At 38.1% G+C, this 22,962-nt stretch carries 16 protein-coding genes; 2 read left to right on the forward strand and 14 right to left on the reverse strand.

Features of this window, described 5'->3' with window-relative positions; all coding sequences use genetic code 11:
• Positions 1 to 180: 180 nt before the first annotated feature.
• From purN to ACM46_RS14375, 13 genes are all read right to left on the reverse strand, one after another.
• A complete protein-coding gene (gene purN, locus ACM46_RS14315; protein ID WP_048507358.1) occupies positions 181 to 744 on the reverse strand; it encodes a phosphoribosylglycinamide formyltransferase in 564 nt (187 codons plus the stop codon).
• Positions 745 to 820: 76 nt separating this feature from the next.
• Positions 821 to 1,813, reverse strand: a complete 993-nt coding sequence (gene purM / locus ACM46_RS14320; RefSeq protein ID WP_048507359.1) for a phosphoribosylformylglycinamidine cyclo-ligase — start codon at positions 1,811 to 1,813, stop codon at positions 821 to 823.
• Positions 1,814 to 2,103: 290 nt separating this feature from the next.
• The gene (locus ACM46_RS14325; protein ID WP_048507360.1) at positions 2,104 to 2,655 is read right to left on the reverse strand and encodes an NADPH-dependent FMN reductase; all 552 of its coding nucleotides are present in this window, start codon (positions 2,653 to 2,655) and stop codon (positions 2,104 to 2,106) included.
• Between the two features lie 87 nt (positions 2,656 to 2,742).
• Entirely contained in the window at positions 2,743 to 3,471 is a 729-nt protein-coding gene (locus tag ACM46_RS14330; RefSeq protein WP_048507361.1) for a pirin family protein, read from the reverse strand.
• 588 nt (positions 3,472 to 4,059) lie between these two features.
• On the reverse strand, positions 4,060 to 5,226 hold the full coding sequence (locus ACM46_RS14335) for an MFS transporter (RefSeq protein ID WP_048507362.1): 1,167 nt from the start codon (positions 5,224 to 5,226) through the stop codon (positions 4,060 to 4,062).
• Complete coding sequence (locus ACM46_RS14340; RefSeq protein WP_048507363.1) at positions 5,223 to 6,755, reverse strand: GMC oxidoreductase; 1,533 nt, start codon at positions 6,753 to 6,755, stop codon at positions 5,223 to 5,225. Before ACM46_RS14340 ends, ACM46_RS14335 begins: the two co-directional genes overlap by 4 nt.
• 543 nt (positions 6,756 to 7,298) lie before the next feature.
• Positions 7,299 to 8,702 carry an MFS transporter gene (locus ACM46_RS14345; RefSeq protein ID WP_048507364.1) on the reverse strand — a complete coding sequence of 468 codons (1,404 nt, stop codon included), beginning with the start codon at positions 8,700 to 8,702 and terminating at the stop codon, positions 7,299 to 7,301.
• Positions 8,702 to 9,217 (reverse strand): nuclear transport factor 2 family protein, encoded by a 516-nt coding sequence (locus ACM46_RS14350; protein ID WP_048507365.1) that lies wholly within the window; start codon positions 9,215 to 9,217, stop codon positions 8,702 to 8,704. The genes ACM46_RS14345 and ACM46_RS14350 overlap by 1 nt, the downstream gene beginning before the upstream one ends.
• A 7-nt stretch (positions 9,218 to 9,224) precedes the next feature.
• Entirely contained in the window at positions 9,225 to 11,093 is a 1,869-nt protein-coding gene (locus tag ACM46_RS14355; protein ID WP_048507366.1) for a glycoside hydrolase family 13 protein, read from the reverse strand.
• A gap of 145 nt (positions 11,094 to 11,238) precedes the next feature.
• Positions 11,239 to 13,395 (reverse strand): glycoside hydrolase family 97 protein, encoded by a 2,157-nt coding sequence (locus ACM46_RS14360; protein ID WP_048507367.1) that lies wholly within the window; start codon positions 13,393 to 13,395, stop codon positions 11,239 to 11,241.
• Between the two features lie 76 nt (positions 13,396 to 13,471).
• The gene (locus ACM46_RS14365; RefSeq protein WP_048507368.1) at positions 13,472 to 14,587 is read right to left on the reverse strand and encodes a SusE domain-containing protein; all 1,116 of its coding nucleotides are present in this window, start codon (positions 14,585 to 14,587) and stop codon (positions 13,472 to 13,474) included.
• Between the two features lie 13 nt (positions 14,588 to 14,600).
• Positions 14,601 to 16,214: a RagB/SusD family nutrient uptake outer membrane protein gene (locus ACM46_RS14370; protein ID WP_048507369.1), complete on the reverse strand. Its 1,614-nt coding sequence runs from the start codon at positions 16,212 to 16,214 to the stop codon at positions 14,601 to 14,603.
• Between the two features lie 12 nt (positions 16,215 to 16,226).
• The gene (locus ACM46_RS14375) at positions 16,227 to 18,938 is read right to left on the reverse strand and encodes a SusC/RagA family TonB-linked outer membrane protein (protein ID WP_048507370.1); all 2,712 of its coding nucleotides are present in this window, start codon (positions 18,936 to 18,938) and stop codon (positions 16,227 to 16,229) included.
• Positions 18,939 to 19,264: 326 nt separating this feature from the next.
• Here ACM46_RS14375 and metG point away from each other — a divergent pair, with 326 nt between their 5' ends.
• Both metG and ACM46_RS14385 read left to right on the forward strand, forming a co-directional pair.
• Positions 19,265 to 21,304 carry a methionine--tRNA ligase gene (gene metG / locus ACM46_RS14380; protein WP_048507371.1) on the forward strand — a complete coding sequence of 680 codons (2,040 nt, stop codon included), beginning with the start codon at positions 19,265 to 19,267 and terminating at the stop codon, positions 21,302 to 21,304.
• An 85-nt stretch (positions 21,305 to 21,389) separates the two neighbouring features.
• Positions 21,390 to 21,986 (forward strand): hypothetical protein, encoded by a 597-nt coding sequence (locus ACM46_RS14385; protein ID WP_048507372.1) that lies wholly within the window; start codon positions 21,390 to 21,392, stop codon positions 21,984 to 21,986.
• Between the two features lie 169 nt (positions 21,987 to 22,155).
• Here the strand turns inward: ACM46_RS14385 and ACM46_RS14390 are convergent, their stop codons facing one another.
• Complete coding sequence (locus ACM46_RS14390) at positions 22,156 to 22,860, reverse strand: class I SAM-dependent methyltransferase (RefSeq protein ID WP_048507373.1); 705 nt, start codon at positions 22,858 to 22,860, stop codon at positions 22,156 to 22,158.
• Positions 22,861 to 22,962 lie beyond the last annotated feature (102 nt).

Below are 22,962 nucleotides of genomic sequence, written 5' to 3' on the forward strand. Positions count from 1 at the left end.
ATTTTTTACTTTTCACAGCTATTTCAAACTGTATACCGGTCTTTCACCCCCGGTTTATTTTATTTACTTAGATTTCTTTTTTAATGTAACAATGGATCAATGTAACAGTCTAGCCATATGATAATGGTTAAAATTGGTACATTGGTATATTGTTATATTGATACATTATTCAATTGATTTTTAATTTCCTAAAACTTTGTTGATGGCTTTTGGAAATATTTCATATTCAATCTGGTGTACTTTTTCTGCGACCGTTTCCGGTGTATCTTCTGCTGTCACCTCAAATGACTTCTGAAGAATAGCTTCTCCTTCATCAATTCCCGGAGTTACAAAATGTACGGTTGCTCCGCTTTCTTTTTCTCCGGCTTCAACCACTGCATTGTGAACGTTCATTCCCCACATTCCTTTTCCTCCGAATTTTGGAAGCAGTGCAGGATGAATATTGATTATTTTCCCGGTCCAGTTTTCACAGAATTCGGGTTTCAAAATAGATAAGAATCCAGCCAATACAATAAGATCCGTATCTTTTGGAATCACATTTCCTAATTCGCTGCTGAAGTTCTTACCTCTTGGAATCAAAATGTTTTCTATATGATGTTTTTTTGCTCTTTCCAGTCCGTAGCATTCTCTATCTGCCACTACCAGAGTTACTTTTGCATTCTGGATCTCTCCGCTGTCAATAGTATCAATGATTCTCTGCAGATTGGTTCCGGAACCTGAAACGAGTATAACGATGTTTTTCATATTATGAATGTAACAATGTATCAGTCTAACAATGTAACGATGAATTCAATTGGTACACTGGTACATTGATAAATTGTTATATTGCCAAATTAATTTTCTCGCTTCCTTCCGTGATTTCTCCGATTTCGTATGCATCATCTAAAAGGTGTAATACTTTTTCAGCGTGTTCAGCATCTAAAACGATGATCATTCCAACTCCCATGTTGAAAGTTCCGAACATTTCTTCGCGGGACACTCCTCCTCTTTTCTCCAATTCAAGCATAACAGTAGGAACTTTAATTTTCGAACCGTCAATAGAAGCACATAATCCTTCAGGGATGATTCTTGGTACATTCTCATAAAGACCACCTCCTGTGATGTGGGCAATACCGCCTACTTTTACTTCTTCAAGTACTTTATGAATGTCTTTGTAATATAATCTTGTTGGAACTAACAATGTTTCGTATAATGGTTTTCCTTCAAACTCTTCTTCGAAATCAGGGAATACTTTTCTTACCAGTGAAAATCCGTTGGAGTGGAATCCTGAGCTTGGAAGGGCAATAATTTTATTTCCGGCTTTGATAGCAGAACCATCTATAATCTGGTCTTTTTCTACAATTCCTACACAGAATCCGGCAACATCATAATCTCCAGGCTTGTACATTCCCGGCATTTCAGCGGTTTCTCCGCCAATCAGTGCACAGTTGTTGTCCTTACATGCTTCTACCATTCCAAGAACGATCTCAGCAGCAATTTCTGAATCCAGCTTTCCGCAAGCCAGATAATCTAAGAAGAATAAAGGTTTTGCACCGTGGCAAAGAATATCGTTGGCACACATTGCGAAACAGTCGATACCGATAGAACCATATTTTTTGGTATCCAAAGCTACTTTAAGCTTCGTACCTACACCGTCTGTTCCTGAAACCAGCACCGGATTTTTGTATCCTCCGATCTCATAGAAAGCCCCAAAGCTTCCCAAATGGTTCAATACATTTGAATTGTGGGTTTCACCAACTGCTTTTTTGATTTTATCAACCGTTTTGTACCCTTCTTCTTTGTCTACGCCTGCTGATTTGTAAGTGTTGCTCATGTTTAATAATTTATAATAATCTAGCAATATAACAATCTAATTAATGTAACAATAAGTTGAATTGTTAGACTGGTACATTGATAAATTGGTACATTACCTATTTACTTTTTATACTTGATTTTAAAAAACAAAAAAGCCGACAATCTTGGTAGATTATCGGCCGTTATTTTATCTCAGAATTTCAGAGCCCACAGTTTTCCCTTTCTCTGAGAAACATTCTTTAAAAGTGGTCTGAATTTTCATCTTATTTCTTTTTGCAAAAATAGTAATTTTAAATTAATATTCAAATTCTATTTTTCAAGGATCGTTTCAATGGCTGCAATCTTCTTGATTTTCTCTTTTAACTCATTGTTTTTCTCTTCATTAGAAATTGTCTGAGCCGCTTTATCAAAGTTATCATTAAAGAAAGGAAGTGAAAAAGTTTCTACAATATTTCCTCCGTGGAACGGGAAACGCTTCGATGCCGCTTCTAAAACGCCGGCTCCGCCTCTTCCTCCCGGAGAGGTAGACATCAGTAACATCGGTATTTCATTCCATACCGTTCTGTCTTTAATTCTGGATACCCAGTCGAAGACATTTTTGAATGCTGTAGAGTAGGTTCCGTTGTGCTCCGGTAATGAAACCAAAAGAAGGTTTGCTGCGTCAATTTTTGCCGCAAAATCGTGTGCTTGCTGAGGAACTCCGCCTGCTAATTCTCTTTCGTGCTTATAAATAGGCATTTCAAAAGGGTTCAGATCTACAACTTCCACTTCTGCATTGTTAAAAAGTGATGATGCATAGGCTACTAACTGTCTGTTCATTGAAGCATCCGAATTGCTTCCTGCTATTGCTAAAACTTTCATTATTCTTTATCTATTTTTTTAATGTATATGATTTGTTTCTATTTTGACTGTAAATATCGGAAAGACTTCAGACAATAGAAACTTTTTTTATTTTAAATAAGCGGGCAGATCCATTGGAACTTCCATTAAAAGAATTTCCGTGTCTTCTACCGCTTCAATATTAAAGCTCTGAGTGTCCCAGATTCCTAATCCGTCTCTTTCATTCAAAACCCGGTCTCCTACTTTTGCGCTTCCTTTTAAAACAAAAGCATACACTCCGTTTCCTTTTTTGTTGAGCATATAGTTTTTTCCGTTCCCAGCTTTAAAATTGGCCAGATTAAACCATGCATCCTGATGAATCCATACCCCGTCATCATTTTTATTTGGAGATAAAATCTGCTGGAATCCATTGATTTTTTCCCCTTCTATAATGCTTTTCTGATCATATCTTGGCTCTACATTCAATTCTTTTGGAAAAACCCAGATCTGCAGAAATTTTACTGCTTCATCTTTGTTTTTGTTGTATTCGCTGTGCATTACGCCGGTTCCCGCACTCATTACCTGGATTTCTCCTTTTTTGATAACGGCAGTGGTTCCCATTGAATCTTTATGCTCCAGATCTCCCTCCAAAGGAATTGAAATAATTTCCATATCTCTGTGAGGGTGTGTTCCGAATCCCATTCCCTGTGAAACAGTATCGTCATTCAATACTCTTAACACTCCAAAATTCATTCTGTCCTTATTCTGATAATTGGCAAAACTGAATGTGTGGTAGCTGTTTAACCAGCCGTGGTTGGCGTGGCCTCTTGAATCTGCTTTATGATATACTGTTTTCATATTGTGATTATTTTATGGTACAAATGTAGTTGATAAGGCGTATTGGAAGTGTTGATGTAGGTTAAGAAAGGTAAAATGGTGAAAAAGCAAAAGGATAAAAGGGCTTTGATATTAGCTATTTTATTTGGATTGGAAGAGATTTTTTCTTTTCCTCCTCCTTGTATAGTTAATAGATAATCAATGGATTTATATTTTAAATTTTGGCTAAAGCCATGATTGATGTGCTTATTTTGATAAGTGGGCTAAAGCCCACTCCTATTGAATTTTTATTGAGATGGATTGCTTTTTTATTTTTGTTAAACGCAATGGCGCAAAAGGAAGATAATTCTTACGGGTATTTTAAGGCGCAAGGATTTTATCTGTGATAAAATGGAGGATGTTATAGTTTTATTGAAAAATGAAAGAGGAGGTATTTTAAATTTTGGCTAAAGTCGTTATTACATCATTAATTTTAAAAGCGGGCTTTAGCCCGCTCCTATTGAATTTTATTATGTATAGATATCAAAATATTGTCTATTTCATCTGTTATCTTCTCTTTCCTAACTTCTAACTTCTAACTTCTAATTTCTAACCTCTAATTCCTTATCCCTAAAAAGCTTCGTTTATTTTGGAATCCTTTTTCAGAGAAAAGAGTAAAATACAGATCATTACCAGACAAAGGATCAGAAACCAGAAAATAGTGGAGGTTCTATCGGAAAAATTACCTAAAACATTTGTCATAACCCCCGTTCCAATTTGATTGGCAGCCATTAAAAATCCGGAGACCAGTACAGAAAGTGTGGGAAATTCTACTGTTCCCCAGCCGATAGATCCCGGAAATATACTGCCCATGAAAAAGCCAATCCCAAACATTATTAAAAGAATACTGTCTGCACCAGCTGTTTTCATCAATAAAAACAAGAGTACAGCCACTATTAAAGGAGAAGTAAGAAACAGATAAGAAAGATTATTTTTTCTTGAAAATATTCCAAAAAACAGACGATTCAATGCAATACCACCCCAAAATAAGGACAGTCCCAAACTGGCTTTGCTGCTATCCACACCCTGATTGATAAGGATGATGGCTCCAAAGCTTCCAAAGGTCCCTTCCACAAAGCCATAGAGGACAATTGCTATAAAGAAGATCCATAATTTTGCCGGAAGTCTGAAATGTTCAGGAAGCTCAAAGAATGTTCCTTTTTCTAATTTTAAGAACAGAAAAACAATAAAAATGATTATTACCGCAACAAATATATATCCCGGGACGTACATCCAGTTTTTGATATCTCCAATCAGATTCATCATTAAAGGTGAGGCTGATGTTCCCAAACCTACTAAAAACTGTAAAATTAAGATTGCAGAAGGCTTGTCATTTTCAAAAAAACTGGCAGCCAAAGGATTCAGTGTCGTAATAGAAAGCCCGAAACCTGATCCTGTAAATGCTACCAGGACCATTAATATTGGAAATAATAAAGATGGGCCATGCATACAATACTGAAGCGCCCACAAAGATCCGGTTGATAGAATCATTAATAACAATCCGACAGTCAAAACTATCTTCGGGCCCCATTTATTAACCAAAAACGGAGCTCCAAGACAGGAAATAATAATACAGATGACCTGTGGAATAAACAAATTTCCAAACTGAGAAGAAGAAAGTCCAAAAAGTGAAGGATCTGTAAAAGCAGTTCCCAATGCCGGAAATATGACAAAATTAAGTCCTGTCAGAAAGGCTAATAAAAATACAATAATGATCTTTACAGTCCTGGAATTCATGATTTCAAAACATTATTTTTAAGATGCTCCCCCACCCGAAGTGCCATGGCAATAATGGTAAGAGCAGGGTTTACAGCACCGCTTGAAACAAAAAATCCACCATCTACGATATACAGGTTTTCCAGATCATGTGTTTTGCAATAGATATCTAACACGGATGTCTGCGGAGCCAGTCCCATTCTGGTCGTTCCATTCTGATGGGCAGGAGAGGCAATATCCATTCCCTTGCTGAAGTAGATTCCTTTAAACAGAAAGTTTTCAAATTTACCTGATTCTTTAAGGGCTTTAATCAATTCGGACTTCAGAAAGTGATGTCCTTTCTCATTATTGGATGTATAACTGATTTTAATTTGTCCGTCTTCAACAGTTACTCGATTTTCAGGGTCCGGCAGATCTTCTGAAGTAAGCCAGAAATCAACAGCATGTTCTGCCATTAATTCAAAAGTAAATCCGGGAGCCGGAACAGGGCTGTCTGCTTTGATCTGATGCTCGTCCGATTTCCCTAGCATCTGAATATGTCCCAATGGAAATTCATAGCCTCTATTGGCATGGTAAAAATCATTAATTCCGAATGTTTTTCCGAATTTGGTAGGATTGGGCTCCGTATATAAAGCCACCAATGCCGTATTCTGATGAAACATATAATTTCGCCCTACCTGATCTGAAGTATTAGCCAACCCGTTTGGAAAGTGTTCGTTTTTGCTTTCCAACAATAAAGCCGCTGAATTAATTGCCCCAGCACAAAGTATCAGAAGGTCTGAGCTTATTGTTTTTGTTTCACCATTTTGCTCGACAAGAATTTCCGAAACTCTGGACCCCGAACTGTCTGTATTGATTTTCAACACTTTTGTATTGGTCATAAGATCTACATTAGGATATTCCATCGCTTTCGCCAGTGAACAGAGATGAGCATCCCCTTTTCTCTCTGCAGCATCGGGAAAACCATCAAAACGGTCAAGAATGTATGGAGCATTGACTGTTTCGTGAGGTTTAAAATTAACTCCGATCGGTAATTCAAAAGGATGTAAACCGTAATTCTGTAATTCGTCAACAATTTCCTGAATTCTGGGTTCGTGCGGTAAAGGCGCATTAGGATAAGGTTCTGAATCAAAAGGCTCCGTAGGATCTGACCCTCTCTTTCCGTGAACATGAAAAAGCGTCTCCGCTTCAAGGTAATACTCCTTCAAATCTTCATATGTGATAGGCCAGGCAGGAGAAATTCCGCCATAATGCTTTATTTCTTTAAAATCTTCTTCTCTTAAACGGAACAGAGCAGCTCCATAGAACTTAGTATTTCCGCCAACGTTGTAATGCATTCCCGGACGGAAAGGTTTCCCATGTTTATCCAGCCAGAGCTCTGTTGTGGTATATCTATTTTTTTCAAAAACTTCTTCGGAATCCCAGTTTTCTTTTTCTACAGGAACAAAATCTCCTCTTTCTACAATAAGAATTCTTTTTCCCGTATCCGCCAGTTTGTATGCGATAATTGAGCCTCCTGCCCCGCTTCCTATGATGATAATGTCATACATTTTTCTCTGTTTTAGTTGATGTAAGGTAGAGAATTAAAATACGGACTTGCTTAATAAAATATTAAATTTCAATTGATTGTATAAATAATGAGGTTGTGAATTTTGGATGAATTTCTATTATCTATGTTTTTCTTTTTGATTGATTTTAGATTTTGGCTAAAGCCGTTATTGATGTGATTAATTTTAAAAGCGGGCTAAAGCCCGCTCCTATTGAATTTTTATTGAGATGGATTGATTTTTTGTTAAACGCAATGGGCGCAAGGAATATACAAAAAGCTGTTTTTAAGGCGCAAGGATTTTATCGAAGATAAAATGGTGTAAGTTATTGTTTTATTGATTGAGAATGAAAGGGTAGGTATTTTAGGTTTTGGCTAAAACCGTTATTGCATAATTAATTTTAAAAGCGGGCTTTAGCCCGCTCCTATTGAATTTTATCGTGTTCTATTGATATAAAATAGTATCAGAGTTCTCTCTTCCTTCTTCCTTCTTCCTTCTTCCTTCTTCTTTCTTCTAACCTCTAACTTCTAATTTCTAACTTCTTCTCTAAAAATGTACCTGCTTAATTTCCCCTTCAATCTGCTTAGGGGTATCATTGTCCGATTTTACAAATATCATGGTGACAACGGCTCCAATGAGCATGCATACCCCACCGACTACAATATAGTCTATGGCTTGTTTTCCAAAAATGCCGCTTACAATTGGACCTCCAAAAAGACCATTAATAATTTGTGGAATTACAATAAAAAAATTGAAAATACCCATATACACTCCCATTTTCTTTTGGGGAATGTAATCAATCAGCATTGCATAGGGCATTGCTAAAATACTTGCCCAGGCAAAGCCCAATCCTACCATTGAGATCCATAGACTATGAATATCTTTAATAAAATACATTGAGATCAAACCCAATCCACCACAGGCTAAAGCCAGAGCATGCGTCTGTTTTTTACCGATAAATTTCGCAATTGGAGTCAAAGCAAATGCAAAGAAAATCGCGTAGAAATTATAACTTCCGAATAAGCTTCCCGTTAAATCTCCTGCTTTATTAAATTCTGCAGAATGGGTATCTTCAGGTGAAAGCCCAAAATGGTGAGTTGCCAAAGCACTTGTTGTGAAAACCCACATTGTAAATAATGCGAACCATGAGAAGAACTGAACAATTCCTAGCTTTTTCATTTGAGAAGGCGCATTTCTAAAATCTTTAAAAATATCTGAGAGTTTAGATTCATTTTTTACAACCGGTTTTCCGTCTTCAAATGATGCAAATTCCTCAGGAGAATATTCTTTAGTGGTAACTATCGTATATACAATTGACAGAATCAAAACTGTTGCTCCAATATAAAATGCATAAATCACATTATCTGCTACAAACCCTTTTGGAGCCACATTTGAAACCCCTAATTTTGTTAACCAATTCGGTAAATCAGAGCCAATAACCGCCCCAATTCCAATTAAAATAGTCTGAACAGAAAACCCGATTGTTGCCTGATGTTTCGGAAGCATATCTCCTACCAATGCCCTAAATGGTTCCATGGCCACATTAATTGAAGCATCCATCATAGCCAGAAATACAACCGCTAAAAGCAATGCATTTGCTGCAAACATGTGGGTAACTGTAGCTGCATTCGGAAGAAGTACAAGTCCCAATGCACAGAGAACAGCACCAATTAAAAAGTAAGGCTTCCGTCTCCCCAGCGGACTCCAGGTATTGTCTCCCATATGCCCGATGATGGGCTGAACAATGAGCCCGGTAACAGGTGCCACCAGCCAGAACCATGACAGTTCATGAACATCAGCGCCCAAATTGGCCAGAATACGGCTTGCATTGCCGTTCTGCAACCCGAAAGCCATCTGAATTCCCAAAAATCCCATGCTCATATTGATGATCTGAGGCATGGAAAGATCAGGCTTTATTTTTTGTGAAAGTGAGGTGTTGGAATGTTTCATCAGTGTTTCTTTAATTCCTTTATTAAAGCATCTTCAAGAGCTGCTTTTTCTGATACTACTTTGTCCACCACATCATTGGGAACCGTTACGGAAAGTACATATTGCTTTACCTTCCAGCTTCCGTTTATTTTTTCTACTACACCTGAGCCTCTGCAGATCTTCATCTGGGTATCCAAAAGCTCATCAAACCATGCCAGCTTTCCGTCTTTACTGAAATAGATGTTTCTTTTAAGAGAAGTGAAGTTCCAGGTTTTCTTTTTGTCGAAATAGGGTTTTGCCCACACCATAAATGCTTTTTTGTCCCAGACTTCTGTAGCATCAGTACCTATAAATGTAGATTCATCTGCAAAATAATTGAAATAGGCAGTGAAGTCGGCGTTGGCAGCAGCGGTGTTGAAACCGTCGAGCATAGTGGCTATTGCTGCTTTGTCTTTTTCGAATTTTGATTGGGCTGAAACGCCTGTAAAGCCTATTAATAATAAGGTTAATGTAAAAATGATTGATATTCTTTTCATTGTATAATTAATTTTTGTTTTGAAGTTCGATGATCAACGAAGTTTTTGCAGGCACGGACAGACTGTTTTCCATAGAAAATACCTTTCCCGAAATAATATCCTTCCCATTTACAGCTCCTTTCAGTGATTCCGCAAAACGTTTTAGGTCTAAAATCTGATCTTTTTTATTATTATTGATGATGACCATTACGCTTTCTTTATCGTTATATCTAAAATAGGTAAAAATACCATTCTGGGGAACGTAATTTTTAGTTTTTCCGTTATGAATCACCTCTTTTCCTTTTCTCCAGTTCAATAAACGCTGGGTAAGGTCATAGAATTCTTTCTGCTTCGGAGTCTGAGATGAAGGATTAAAAGCATTTTGAGTATCTGACTTCCATCCTCCGGGAAAATCTCTCCGGATATCTGCATCGCCATGTTTGGTCTTATTTCCTCTCATTCCTACTTCTGAACCGTAATAGATCTGCGGAATGCCGCGGACTGTAGAAATAAGCGTCAATGCCATGCCGTATGCTTTCGGATCTTCGTTAAAGATTTCATTCCATCTTTCCGTATCGTGATTTTCAAAGAAAACAAGGAGATTATTGATGTCAGGATAAAGGAAATCGCTAGTAAAAACATTATAAAGTTTAATCATTCCGGCATCCCAGCTTTCTTTTTCTTTAAGGGCTTTGGGCATATCCGAGAACAACATAAAATCCATCACAGAGGGAAGATTTGAATTGTAGCCGGCTGCTTCTCCCGTTTTTGAGTTTTTCTGCCATGCCGAAATCTGTCCGGCTGTATTTAGCCATGTTTCTCCAACGATATTGAATTTCGGATATTCATCGGTAATGGCTTTTGCCCAGGCGGCCATCGCTTCTTTATCGTTGTATGGATAGGTATCTACCCGTAAACCACCCAGTTCGGCATACTCTATCCACCATATTGCATTTTGGGTAAGATATTTTAAAACCAACGGATTTTTTTGGTTGATATCAGGCATTGTAGTATCAAACCATCCGTTAAGTGCATATTTCTTGTCAATGTCTGATGCGTTGGTATCAAATTGTGTGGTTGTTTTATAATTGGAGCGGTAAAAACCATTTTTTCCTTCATCAAACCAATGAATCCAGTCTTTGGAAGGCGGATCTTTAACCATCCAGTGTGAAATTCCCCAGTGGTTGGTCACATAATCCATCACTAGCTTCATTTTCCGCTGATTCAGCTTCTGCGAAAGCTCGCGGTAGTCTTCATTAGTGCCATAGCGGCCATCAATTTTATAAAGATCGGTCTGGGCATATCCGTGGTAAGAATAGACTTTTTCATTGTCTTCATTAACGGGTGTAAGCCAGACAGATGTTACCCCCAGATTTTGGAGGTAATCGAGATTATTGATAATTCCGCGGAGATCTCCTCCATGTCTCCCATTGGGCGATTTCCGGTCAGCTTTTTCAATCAGATCCGGTCTGGAATCATTCTTTTCATCACCGTTGGCAAAGCGGTCCGGCATAATGAGATACATGACATCTTTTGAGGTGAAAGATTCGCGGTCTGCTGATCCGGGAACTCTTTCTTTAAGCTCATAAGAATAGGAATTTATATTTTCTTTCCCTTTTTTAATATGGATGTTAAACTTCGGAACATTGATTTCATTGGTATTGACGGTAATAAAAACATAGTTTGGGTTTTCTACCTTTTTGAGGTCTTTTATCTGGATTCCATCGGAAAGTTCAATGTCATTTTGGGCCATATCTTTTCCATATACCAAAATCTGCAGTTCAGGATTCTTCATTCCTTTCCACCAGAAAGCAGGCTCTATCTTTTCTAAAGGTTTGGTCTGGGAAAAAGCCATTGCAGCTATTGAAAGTGCAAATACAGCGTAAATTTTTTTCATAATTCAGGATCTGATTTCAATTTAATATTATATTTTGAAAATAGGATGAAAAAAGCCAGATTTTGCTGAATAAAAAAGTAAATGCCCCGGATCATTTTCCTAATGTAGAATGAACCGGGGCATCACCCATATATCAATTCAGCTTCTAATTGACAGGCTTAACGGAAATCGCAAAACCTCCGCTTCTGGCCATTTTGAAATTCAATTTAGATTTGCTGGTGATCTGTTTTTTGTAGATGTTATAGCTTTGAGGATTATCAATATAATCTGCATCTTTTCCATCTTCGTAAACGGTAATATCATATTTTTTTCCTTTGTCCAGGAAAGAGAAATCTACGGTATATTCACGCTTATTCTCGTCTGTAATACCTCCTACGAACCAGTTTTCAGTTCCTTTTGCCTTTCTGGCTGTAATGACATAATCTCCCGGCTCAGCAGAAAGGATCTTCGTATCGTCCCAATCTGCCGCAACATCCTTGATGAACTGGAATGCATCCATATGCTTTTTATAGTTCTCTGGAAGATCCGCCGCCATCTGAAGAGGCATATACATGGTTACATACAAAGCAAGCTGTTTTGCCAGCGTAGTTTTTACGAAACGCTTATCATTAGGAAAATAATAGTCTAACTTCGTCTGGAAAATCCCCGGCGTATAATCCATAGACCCTCCCATCCATCTTGTAAAAGGAAGAACGGTCTGGTGATCCGGCTTATTTCCTCCGAAGGCTTCATACTCGGTTCCTCTGGCTGCTTCTGCGGAAATATAGTTCGGATAGGTACGGCTTTCCCCTGTAGGACGTACGGATTCGTGAGAATTGACCATGATTTTATACTCGTTTGCTTTTTCAGCAATTCTGTAATAATGGTTAATTGTCCACTGGGAATAATGGTGTTCTCCTCTAGGGATAATATCTCCTACATATCCTGTTTTCACGGCATCATAGCCATATTTATTCATTGTTTGGAAAGCTTTATCGGCCCATCTTTCATAGTTCGTGGCAGAACCTGAAGTCTCGTGATGCATGATCAGCTTGATTCCTTTTGAATGAGCATATTCGTTCAGCATTTTGATATCGAAATCCGGGTATGGAGTGATAAAGTCAAAAACAAATTCTTTGGAATGACCGAACCAGTCTTCCCAACCGATATTCCAGCCTTCGATCAGTAATCCCTGGAAACCGTTTTCTGCCGCAAAGTCGATATATTCTTTAACTTTTGTATTGTTGGCAGCATGTTTTCCATTCGGAGTAAGTTTTGAAAAATCTGTGGTATCCAGATGAACGTTTTCCGCGGTAGAATAAGCCCATTGAGATTTCCCGATGATCATTTCCCACCATACTCCCATGTATTTGGTAGGATGAATATAAGAGGTATCTGTATATTTTGTAGGTTCGTTCAGGTTGAAAATCATTTTAGAATCCATTACCTCCTCCGCTTTCGGGGAAACAATAATGGTTCTCCATGGCGTTACAGATGGCGTCTGGATATATCCTTTTGCACCCTGTCTGTCTGCGGTAAGATGGGTTTTGAATTTAAAATTCTGAGCGTCCACTTCCAAGTGGGAAGCCGGATAATCTAAAACCGCTGCTTCTGCAACGTTGACATATAAAGGCTCTTTCCCTTCTTTTTTAAGCATTAGCGGAGACTGAACGGCATTTTTCACCAATTTCTGAGAGGCATTGGCATCGAATGCTTTGTCCCATCTGGAAGGGATTTCTGAGATTTTTGTTTCCTGATACTGGTATTCCTGGGAATCGTAGTCTGCCACCATCCACCAGGCTTTCATATCGGTAGGAAAATCTATCTCGGAATCTTCTTCTCTGATCACGAAATAGTTCAGGTTTTTCTGCTGCGGAAATTCGTATCTGAAACCAAGACCATCATTAAAAAGTCTGAATTTCACCACGATGCTTCTGCTTGTAGAAGCCTGATCCAGCGTAACTGCCAGTTCGTTGTAGTGATTGATATAATTTTTCTTTTCGCCTAAAACAGGCTGCCAGGTTTCGTTTTTAGAATCACGTTTTTCATCCTTTTTGGTGAATCCGTTGTTCAGGTCAAACTTAGCATCTTCCGGTTTTGCAATTTCGGATGCGAATTTAACGGCTGAGTCTTTAAATAATCTTAATCCTAATTTAGAATCTTCTACCACCACAGCCCCGTTATACTTCAGATTGTAATACGGTACTCCTTCTTTCAGCTGAAAGTTCATTTCAAACTTTCCATCCGGTGATTTTAAAGACTGTGCTTTCACCCCCACGAACATCATTGAGAGCAATACTGCTCCAACTGTAATTTTCTTCATAATGACTATTTATAAACTTTAAAAATAGATAAAGTGCTGCGGTAAAGCAACACTTTATCAACTTAATTAGTATGTTTTATAACTTTGTAACGGTTAATTTGTAATATGCTGAATTATGAAGATCCAGCTCTATTTTGTAGTTTCCTGACTCGGATACTTTGTAGTTAGGATCACCATCCACCGTACCTTCAGCACTGAAATAGCTTTGTACCGCTTTTCCTGAAGCCAAAGTCTGCTCATCTTTTTTCGGCTGGAATTTCAGCACCCAATCATCATTCGCTCTGAATTTAAACACTCCAGAGTTACTCAGTATGATAGAACTGATAACATATGTTTTTGTAGCCGGATTGTATACAAAATCAGTATCTGAGCCCCATCCTGTTGGCGTAGCATCTCCGATCACTCCAAAGTTGGCAAGCACTGAGGAATAGGTATTCGCAGCCCAATCCACTTTCAAATAGTAAGTTCCTATTGTAGCTGGTGCGATATCTGATCCATCTAAAACCAGTTTTCCGGTTTTGGTTCCGTCATCTCCTTTATTTCCCGGCCAGTCCTGATTGATAGTAAATTTATACTTCCCGTTATCTCCTGTAGCATTGCTGATCCATATAAATCCTCTGTATTTATCATCCTTTTCAGGAGAGAAAAGATTGGCTGTATTCCCCGGAGCCCAGCTTGCATAGCCTGCTGCTCCTGCATAAGCACCCGGTACATTGATTTTAGGATAAATAATATCAGGATTAGGAGTAAACGGCGTTATTTTAAGATCTATTACATTTGAATAAAATGCAGCAGTTCCCACTAAGGTTTTAAGCCTTGCTTCAACATCAGTAGCTGTATTGGCCACCGCTCCTATATTAAACATTAAGCTATTCAGTACGGAATGGGTGATTCCTCCTGTTACAGCATCTTTATCGAAATTAAAAACGGTACTGTTCTTAAAACCCGTTCCTTTAATGGCAAATTCTATCTGCTGTGCAGGAACAGAAGCTATATTAAAACCTGCTTTTGTCCACGCAAATGTGATAGCGGTTTCACTTCCTTTCAATTCATCGAGCACCACCGCATTTTTGTCTGCCGATACTTTTGCGGCTGTCGTTTCACTGATTACGGCGCGATCCTCATCTTTATCACAGGAAACGGCCAAAACTCCTACGAAAAGAGCTATCCATATTTTAAAAATATTTTTCATTTTGTCGTTTTTTTTAATAACCAGGATTCTGGGATAAATTAGGATTTAAATTACGGTACTTGTTAGGTATCGGGAAAAGCAATCTGTAATCGGCCAGATTTCCGCCATTCATACTGCCGCCTTTCCACTGCCATGTATACCCTGAAAGGTATTTTCCGAATCGGATCAAATCCTGACGTCTGTATCCTTCCCAATAAAGCTCTCTTGCTCTTTCGTTCAGAATAAAATCAGGTGTTAATGCTGATTGCTGTACGGTTGGCGCAGAAGCTCTTGTTCTAAGTGCATTGATGTAATTCAACGCGGTGGCCATGCTTCCTTTTCCATTCACTACGGCAAGCTCAGCATACATCAGATAAGCGTCTGCGGCTCTAAATAATGGAAAATCTGCATCTGTAAAATTGGCATCACTTCCGTTGGCACCTGTTGACGTTTTATTAGAGAATTTAGTAAGTTTTGTTCCCTGCTCAAATTTTGAATAATCTGAGATGGAAGCAGGATCTGTATTCCCGGGTACTTTCATTAATCTTGGATCGGTATTTCCGGCAGACTGCATAAATTCCTGTCTTACACGGAACCCTTGCCATCCGAAATCAATTCCGAGTGTTACTCCCACTTCATTGGTACAGCTTGCATGAATAAGATACGTAGTTCCACCAAATGTTCTGGTTTTAATTCCGTCAAAAGCAATAGGGAAAATAATTTCCTCCTGAGCTCCATTCGTATTGTTATCCGCTTTAAAAAGGTTAGCATATGGAATCTGAGCAACTTTATAAGAAGAACCGATTACTTTTTCCACTTCTGCCAATGCTTCCGTGCTTTTATCTGTTCCAACATAAACTTTGGCATTAAGGTATAATTTTGCCTTCAGCATCCAAACGGCGGCTTTATCTGCTCTTCCGTATTCATTTGCTCTTGGAGCCGGCAATTCACCTTCAATAGCATTCAATTCATTAATAACGTAATTGAACATAAAATCTCTTGACTGCATGACAGGCTTTACCTGCAATGGGTCATTTTCTGTGGCAAAAGGCATTTTACCGTAAATATCTATCGCATGGTAATAAGACAATGCTCTTAAAAACCTTACTTCTGCCCTGTATGTTTTGATCTGAGCTTTTAAATCGTCAGCAACTCCTCTTGAAGCCAGCTTTTCGTCTGTTGTTTCTCTCAAATATTCATTCACAAGGCTTATCTGGAAAAATATTCTTGCAAAAAAAGCTTCATTAAAGACATTATCTGCGTTCCATGTATTAAAATTCAGGTCTCTTATGGTAGGGTTGTCACTTTCTCCCCATGCAATAATGGCTTCATCTGTTGTAAGCTCCTGCAATTGCCAGTATCCTCTCAGATATTGGGAAAATCCTTCATTAGGTCCCCCATCACTTTCATTCCCCAGGTCAGATTCACCGTTGGCCGATTTTTGTCCTGTTACAGCCAGACCGGCATATATTTTGGCTAAAAACTGTTTATAAGAAGCAGGATTTGCATAGAATTGTTCTGATGTATATAATTCATCGTCATTTACTTTTACATCCAGATCATTTAAACAGGATGATGTTGTGAAAAGAAAAAAACCTGCAATGGCTAGATTCCTTATTTTAGATATTTTTATTGTATTGGTTTTCATTGTAAAGGGGGATTAAAAATTAGCATTAATACCTAGAGTAAACATTCTGGCTCTCGGATAAATTGAACTGTCGATTCCATTTTCAAATACTTCCGGATCAATATTTTTGTATTTGGTGATCACAAGAACGTTTTGAGCGGCTGCATAAAGTCTTAATGAGGAATTATTTCCTATAAACTTGCCGAATGTGTATCCTACCGTTACATTATCAAGCTTCAGGAAGCTTCCGTTTTTCAGATAATAATCAGACATTTTCTGCTGTTCGGAGAAAAGGGTTGAATTAAAATCCACAGGAGAGTTATTAATGGTTCCGTCAATTGTATTATTGATATTCCCCAGCTGCGCTCTGTCCGCAGAAATTCTGTCATAGACATAGTTTCCTAAACTTGCTCTCCAGCCCATAGAAAAATCCCAGTTTTTACCTGCTGTAGCATTCACCATCAGACCCATAGTAACATCAGCCTGAGGTTTTTTATAGTTATATTTATCTGCAGAAGTGATCTGGCCATCTCCATTACGGTCTACATATGCTCCCTGTACCGGTCTTCCGTTAGCATCATAAATCTGCTGATAAACCCAGTAAGCATAAGGAGAATATCCTTCTCTGAACGTTTGAACAAAACCTCCCAGACCTACTCCACCTTTATCAATTCCGTTAACTTCCAGTTCCTTGATGTTGATATGATTATAGGATAGATTGTAGTTGAAATTCAGAGTAAAGTTTTCTTTCTGAACAGCTTTTACATCCAATCCAAGATCAATCCCTTTGGACTGTAATTTTCCAATATTTTTAGGCCCTAAAATTCTCAGGTTTTCAAGAGGCCCTTCCGGTACTATAGACAAAAGGTCTTTGGTATCTGCCATATAAAAATCCAGGGTTCCTTTGATTCTGTTATTAACAAAACCAAAATCAAGTCCTAAATTATATTTTACACTCTCTTCCCACTTCAGATTCTGGTTATATCCGTTTGCTTTTGAAATTTGGTAAAACTGATCTCCGAACTGATAATATAAGGTAGTGGAAGTATTATAGGTTTTAAAATAATCATAGCTGTATACCCCGATATCCTGCTGCCCGGTTTTCCCGACACTGGCTCTTAACTTTAAGTCTGACAGCACATTATTACCTTTCAGGAAGCTTTCTTCTGAAATTTTCCATGCTGCGGCAATTCCTCCAAAGTTCCCCCATCGGTTATCTTTACTGAAACGTGAAGATCCGTCTCTTCTGTAGTTAATGGTAAGTAAGTATTTGCTGGCAAATCCGAGGTTTAATCTTCCGAAGAAGGCCTGTAAATTAACATCCGGTTTAGAATCGGGATTATAGAAATTATTATCAGGATCCAGTCCGTACAAGAGGGTATTACCTGAGGATGAACTTACTTTATGATAGTTCTGGTACTCATATCCTCCCATCGCTTCGATGTTGAATTTTCCAAAAGTTCTGTTGTAGTTCAACTGCACGTTGGCATTTTTGTTCAAGATGCTTTCATCAGAATAGGAATCTTCTCCGTAGAAATCGAATATATTTTTAACGGAATAGTATCCGTTTCTAGAATACTTATTGGTAGTCACATGCCCATCCAGTTCTTTACTGTCCAGACCTGCATTGACAATCAATCTCATCTCCGGAAGGAAATGGAATTTGTAATCCATATTGATGTTTCCGAAAAATCTTTTGAAATTCTGAACATCATGTTTGTTCACAAGCATACTGACAGGGTTCGCAGTACCTGTTGGTCTGTTGGTCCCGGCAATCCATTCTCTGTATCCTCCGTAAGGGGAATTTGCATCATATACTGCCTGCGTCGGGTCATAAGAAAGTGCATTCTTTATAGCATCCTCGTTGGCTTTATTCTGAAAAGTATAGGAGTAAGTTCCTGTAATATTAAATTTAAGATGATCATCAAAGAAATTAGGACTTAATGCAAAATTGGCCGTAGTTCTTCTGAATCTGGAAGTCATCAGCAATCCGGAATTATCCATATTATCTACGGAAAAACGGGCCGGAACTTTTCCAAACAGGCTTCCTGACACGGAAGCATTAATATCTGAAGTTACTGATGTTCTGAAAATTTCTCTTTGCCAGTCCGTATCAGAATTTCCCAGTAAGTTAGCCTTTTCCGGGGCATACTGGTTGATGATACTTCTGAACTCATCTCCGGAGTACACTTTGATTTTTTTGGCGAGGGTATTTACCGTAGTAAACGCATTCAGTGAAACACGAAGTCTCTTACTTCCTTTCTTTGTTGTGATAAGGATAACCCCGTTTGAACCTCTGGAACCATAAATGGCTGTAGACGCTGCATCCTTCAGAATGGAAAAAGACTCAATATCATTTGGGTTGATTGTGGACAACGAGACTCCGTCCAGCGGTAAACCATCCACTACCAAAAGCGGATCATTGTTGGCATTCAGAGACGATCCTCCCCTGATCCTTATCGTAGCTTCATTTCCGGGTGTTCCCGACTGAGTAATCACCAAACCTGAAGATCTACCGTTGATGAGACCTTCCGCAGTAGTGACTGCCCCTTTATTAAAATCTGCTGTAGATAAAGCAGTGATGGAACCGGTTAAGTCTGTTTTTTTCTGTTTTCCATATCCAATCAGAACAACCTCTTCAATCTTTTTCTCCTTAGTTACAGAATCTTGTGTCTGCGCATGTATTATTGAACTGGCCAATAAAAAAGCAGGCGCAATTTTTAATACCGTAGTAAAATTTTTCACAATATCGTTTTTTTAGTTTCGTTTTAAAAAGCTGTGTTAACAGTTTTGCAATTTATAAAAAAATTAGAATTATTATAATATTATTGAAAATTTGGATAATTTTATGTAAATTATTTGACTATTTAAAACGAAACTTCTGTTTTACAGATCATTACACCAATATATGCTAAGCATAATACATGCTGAATATTAACATTTTGTTAAACATTTGTTTAACTAAACTTAACATGAAACCCTCTCATTACGGCGAAAAACTTATTATAAGGGAAGTTTAGACAGTTTTCGTGAGATAATGCTTATCTTTGCAGTTAAAACTTTACTATAAAATGTCAAACAGAAAGATGATTACGGCAGCTTTGCCTTATGCAAACGGACCGGTTCATATAGGACATTTGGCAGGTGTATATATTCCTGCGGATGTCTACGCAAGATTTCAAAGAAGATTAGGAAAAGAGGTAGCGTTTATCTGCGGATCGGATGAGCACGGGATTCCTATTACCATCAGAGCAAAAAAAGAAGGGGTAACACCTCAGGATATCGTGGATAAGTACCATGAAATCATTAAAAAGTCTTTTTCAGATCTGGGAATTTCCTTTGATGAATATTCCAGAACAACCTCTAAAAAGCATTACGAAACCAGCCAGGATTTCTTCAAAGTCCTTTATGAGAAAGGAAAATTTACGGAAGAGATTTCCGAACAGTATTTTGATGAGCAGGCCGGAGAATTCCTGGCAGACCGATATATTGTAGGAACATGCCCGAACTGCGGGAATGAAAATGCATACGGAGACCAGTGCGAAAAGTGTGGATCTACTCTATCCCCTTCAGAACTGATTAATCCGAAATCTATGTTGAGCGGAAATGTTCCGATCCTTAAAGACACCAAAAACTGGTATCTTCCTTTAAATGAATATGAAGATTTCCTGAACGAATGGATCATTGAAGGCCACAAAGACGACTGGAAACCTAATGTTTACGGTCAGGTAAAATCATGGCTGAATGACGGCCTGAAACCACGTGCCATGACCAGAGACCTGAACTGGGGAGTTCCTGTTCCGCTTCCAAATGCGGAGGGGAAAGTGCTTTATGTATGGTTTGATGCTCCTATCGGATATATTTCATTTACCAAAGAATGGGCAGAGAAGAACGGAAAAGACTGGAAAGATTACTGGCAGAGCGAAAACAGTGATCTGATTCATTTCATCGGAAAGGATAATATTGTATTCCACTGTATTATTTTCCCTGCGATGATGAAGGCTCACGGTGATTACATTATGCCGAAAAATGTTCCTGCATTCGAATTCCTGAATCTTGAGAACGATAAAATATCAACGTCGAGAAACTGGGCGGTATGGGCACATGAATATGTAGAAGAATTCCCGGGACAGCAGGATGTTTTAAGATATGCACTTCTTTCATCTGCTCCGGAAACAAAGGATAATAATTTTACATGGAAAGATTTCCAGACTAAAAATAATTCTGAGCTGGTAGGTATTTTCGGGAACTTTATCAATAGAGTTGCTGTTTTAATTAATAAAGACTTTGAAGGAAAAGTTCCTGAAGGTGATATTAATGCTCCTGAACTTGAAGAAATTAGTAAAAGAGCATCAGAGGTAAAAAATTTCCTTGAAAATTATGAATTTAGAAATGCTTTATCAGCATTTATGAATTTAGCTAGATTTGGGAATCAATATCTTCAAAATGAAGAACCTTGGAAAACAATCAAAGTTGATGTTGAAAAAACTAAACATACATTATTTATTGGGGCTCAAGTTGCAGTTGCATTAGGAAATTTAGCGGAACCATTCCTTCCTTTCACTGCTCAAAAAATCTACGATATATTCAATGTTGAACAACTAGATTGGACTTCATTAGAAAACTCGAAAGTTCTAATTGAAGCAGGACATCAGATTGTAGAGAAAGCACCACTTCTTTTCTCAAAAATTGAAGACAGCGTCATTGAAGCTCAGATTGAAAAACTAGAGCAGACCAAACAAAACAATAAAAAAACAAACCCTAACGCCAACCCTATGAAAGAAGAGATTTCTTTTGATGATTTTGCTAAAATAGACCTTAGAACAGCTACTATTCTGGAAGCTGAGAAAGTAGAAAAAGCTGATAAATTACTCAAATTTAAAGTAGATACAGGTGTTGATATCAGAACGGTTGTTTCAGGGGTTGCAGAAAGCTTCACTCCGGAAGAACTGATCGGTAAGCAGGTAATGATCTTACTGAACCTTGCTCCGAGAAAAATCAGAGGAATTGAGTCTCAGGGAATGTTCTTATTAACGACCAAACCGGACGGAAAACTATCTTTCGTAACACCGGATGACAGCAATGTAGAAAACGGTATTGAGATAGGATAAATAACAAAAAGTGAAATTATTTTTACCAGGTTTCCTGTTGTTGATTTTTTCTTTTATAAATGGTCAACAATCCGATGAAATTTGCATGCACTATCGCTTTGACGGCGATAGTGCTGTAGTTTATAGAGCAACGTATGATACTTCTTTCACGAATTCTCCACAGATTAATTTTTCAACTGAGAAAGATTCAATTAAGATATCTTACGGATACAAACTGATCAATCACCATACGGAAGATCCTTTAAAAGTAAGCTATTTCACAGACTTAGCTGAATTTAAAACTGATCAATTTGGAAATAAGCCGGTGAAAAAAGATTCTCTGAGTTTTGTTGAAAAACTATTCAATGTCAATCTTTTTCTGCCGGAATACAGCAGTAAGTGTGTAAAACCCGGAGAAACATGGACAACGGAGAATGATCTACATTCTCAATTGTACAGGAAAATCAAAAAGCAGTACCAGCTTATTGAATTTAATCAATCGGAGACTAAAATTAATTACAGTGTAAGCTATTATAAAGATGATGAAAATAATCCTGATAAGATGATAACAGGAATTTATACCATAGACACCAACAGTGGACTTGTAAAGGGAGCTGACTTCAATGTGAATCATCCCACAGAAGATTATCAATACAAAATGATTATTGAAAGAATTTCAAAATCTGAACCTGGAGTGAAGTAACATTTACGCAATTTATACATCAAAAAAAGACACATTATTTTATGTGTCTTTTTTATTTCTGGTGTGTTCTTAAAAGCTTGGTGTAAAATTTAATGTTAATATAAACCATTAAGAAAGAGTTTAGTTATTAAGAGATTGCTTCGCTTCGCTCGCAATGACGAGGGAGAGTTTACTTTTTGGTCAGTTTTGCCAGGTAAGAATCTTCATCCTGCATCACTTTTTCAACCTTAAAGCCGTTGTTTTCCGCGGCATTTTTCAGGGTTTTATAATCAAGATAGAGCCATTTAATAGGATCTTCGGATTCCCCTTTATAATGAACAATATAATCCAGTTCGCCATAATAACCGCCTGCCGGAATATATACACCGCCATCTTCATCACGGTCGAACATGTATAGAATGTCTGTACTGTCAATCAGGATTTGTCCGTTGTCATTCACTAAAGAATGCAGTTTCTGAAGATAGGTATCTATTTTTTCCAGGCTTTCAAAAATTCCTGTTCCGTTCATCAGAAGCAGAACGGTATCGAAGGTTTCCCCGGAAAAATTCAGCATATTTTCACATACTGCTTCTTTAAGTCCTCTCAGCCTGCAGACTTCAATAGATTTGGGTGAAATATCCAGTGCCAGTACTTCAAGACCTCTTTCATTCTGAAGATACAAGGCGTGAGAGCCGGCTCCCGCCCCAATGTCCAGCACTCTTCCCCGAGCCTGCTCAAGTGCTTTCTGCTCAAGATCGTTCATCTCATCAAAATCTCTGAAAAGATAGTCTACCGGAAGCTCATCCAGCTCCGAAATTGAAGTTTCAGTCTGCAGATCCTCAGGATTTTCATGGTGAAAATAATCCCAGACTGCCCTGCCCATTAAATCTTTCATTCTTGTCTTTAAAAGTGCAAAGATACGGGTTTCTGTGGGAAGGGTCAAGAGTTTCGGGGTCAGAGCGTTGGAGGGTTTTAGAGTAAATGAGTTTGAAAGAGG

Source organism: Chryseobacterium angstadtii (assembly GCF_001045465.1).
Classification (GTDB): Bacteria; Bacteroidota; Bacteroidia; order Flavobacteriales; family Weeksellaceae; genus Chryseobacterium; species Chryseobacterium angstadtii.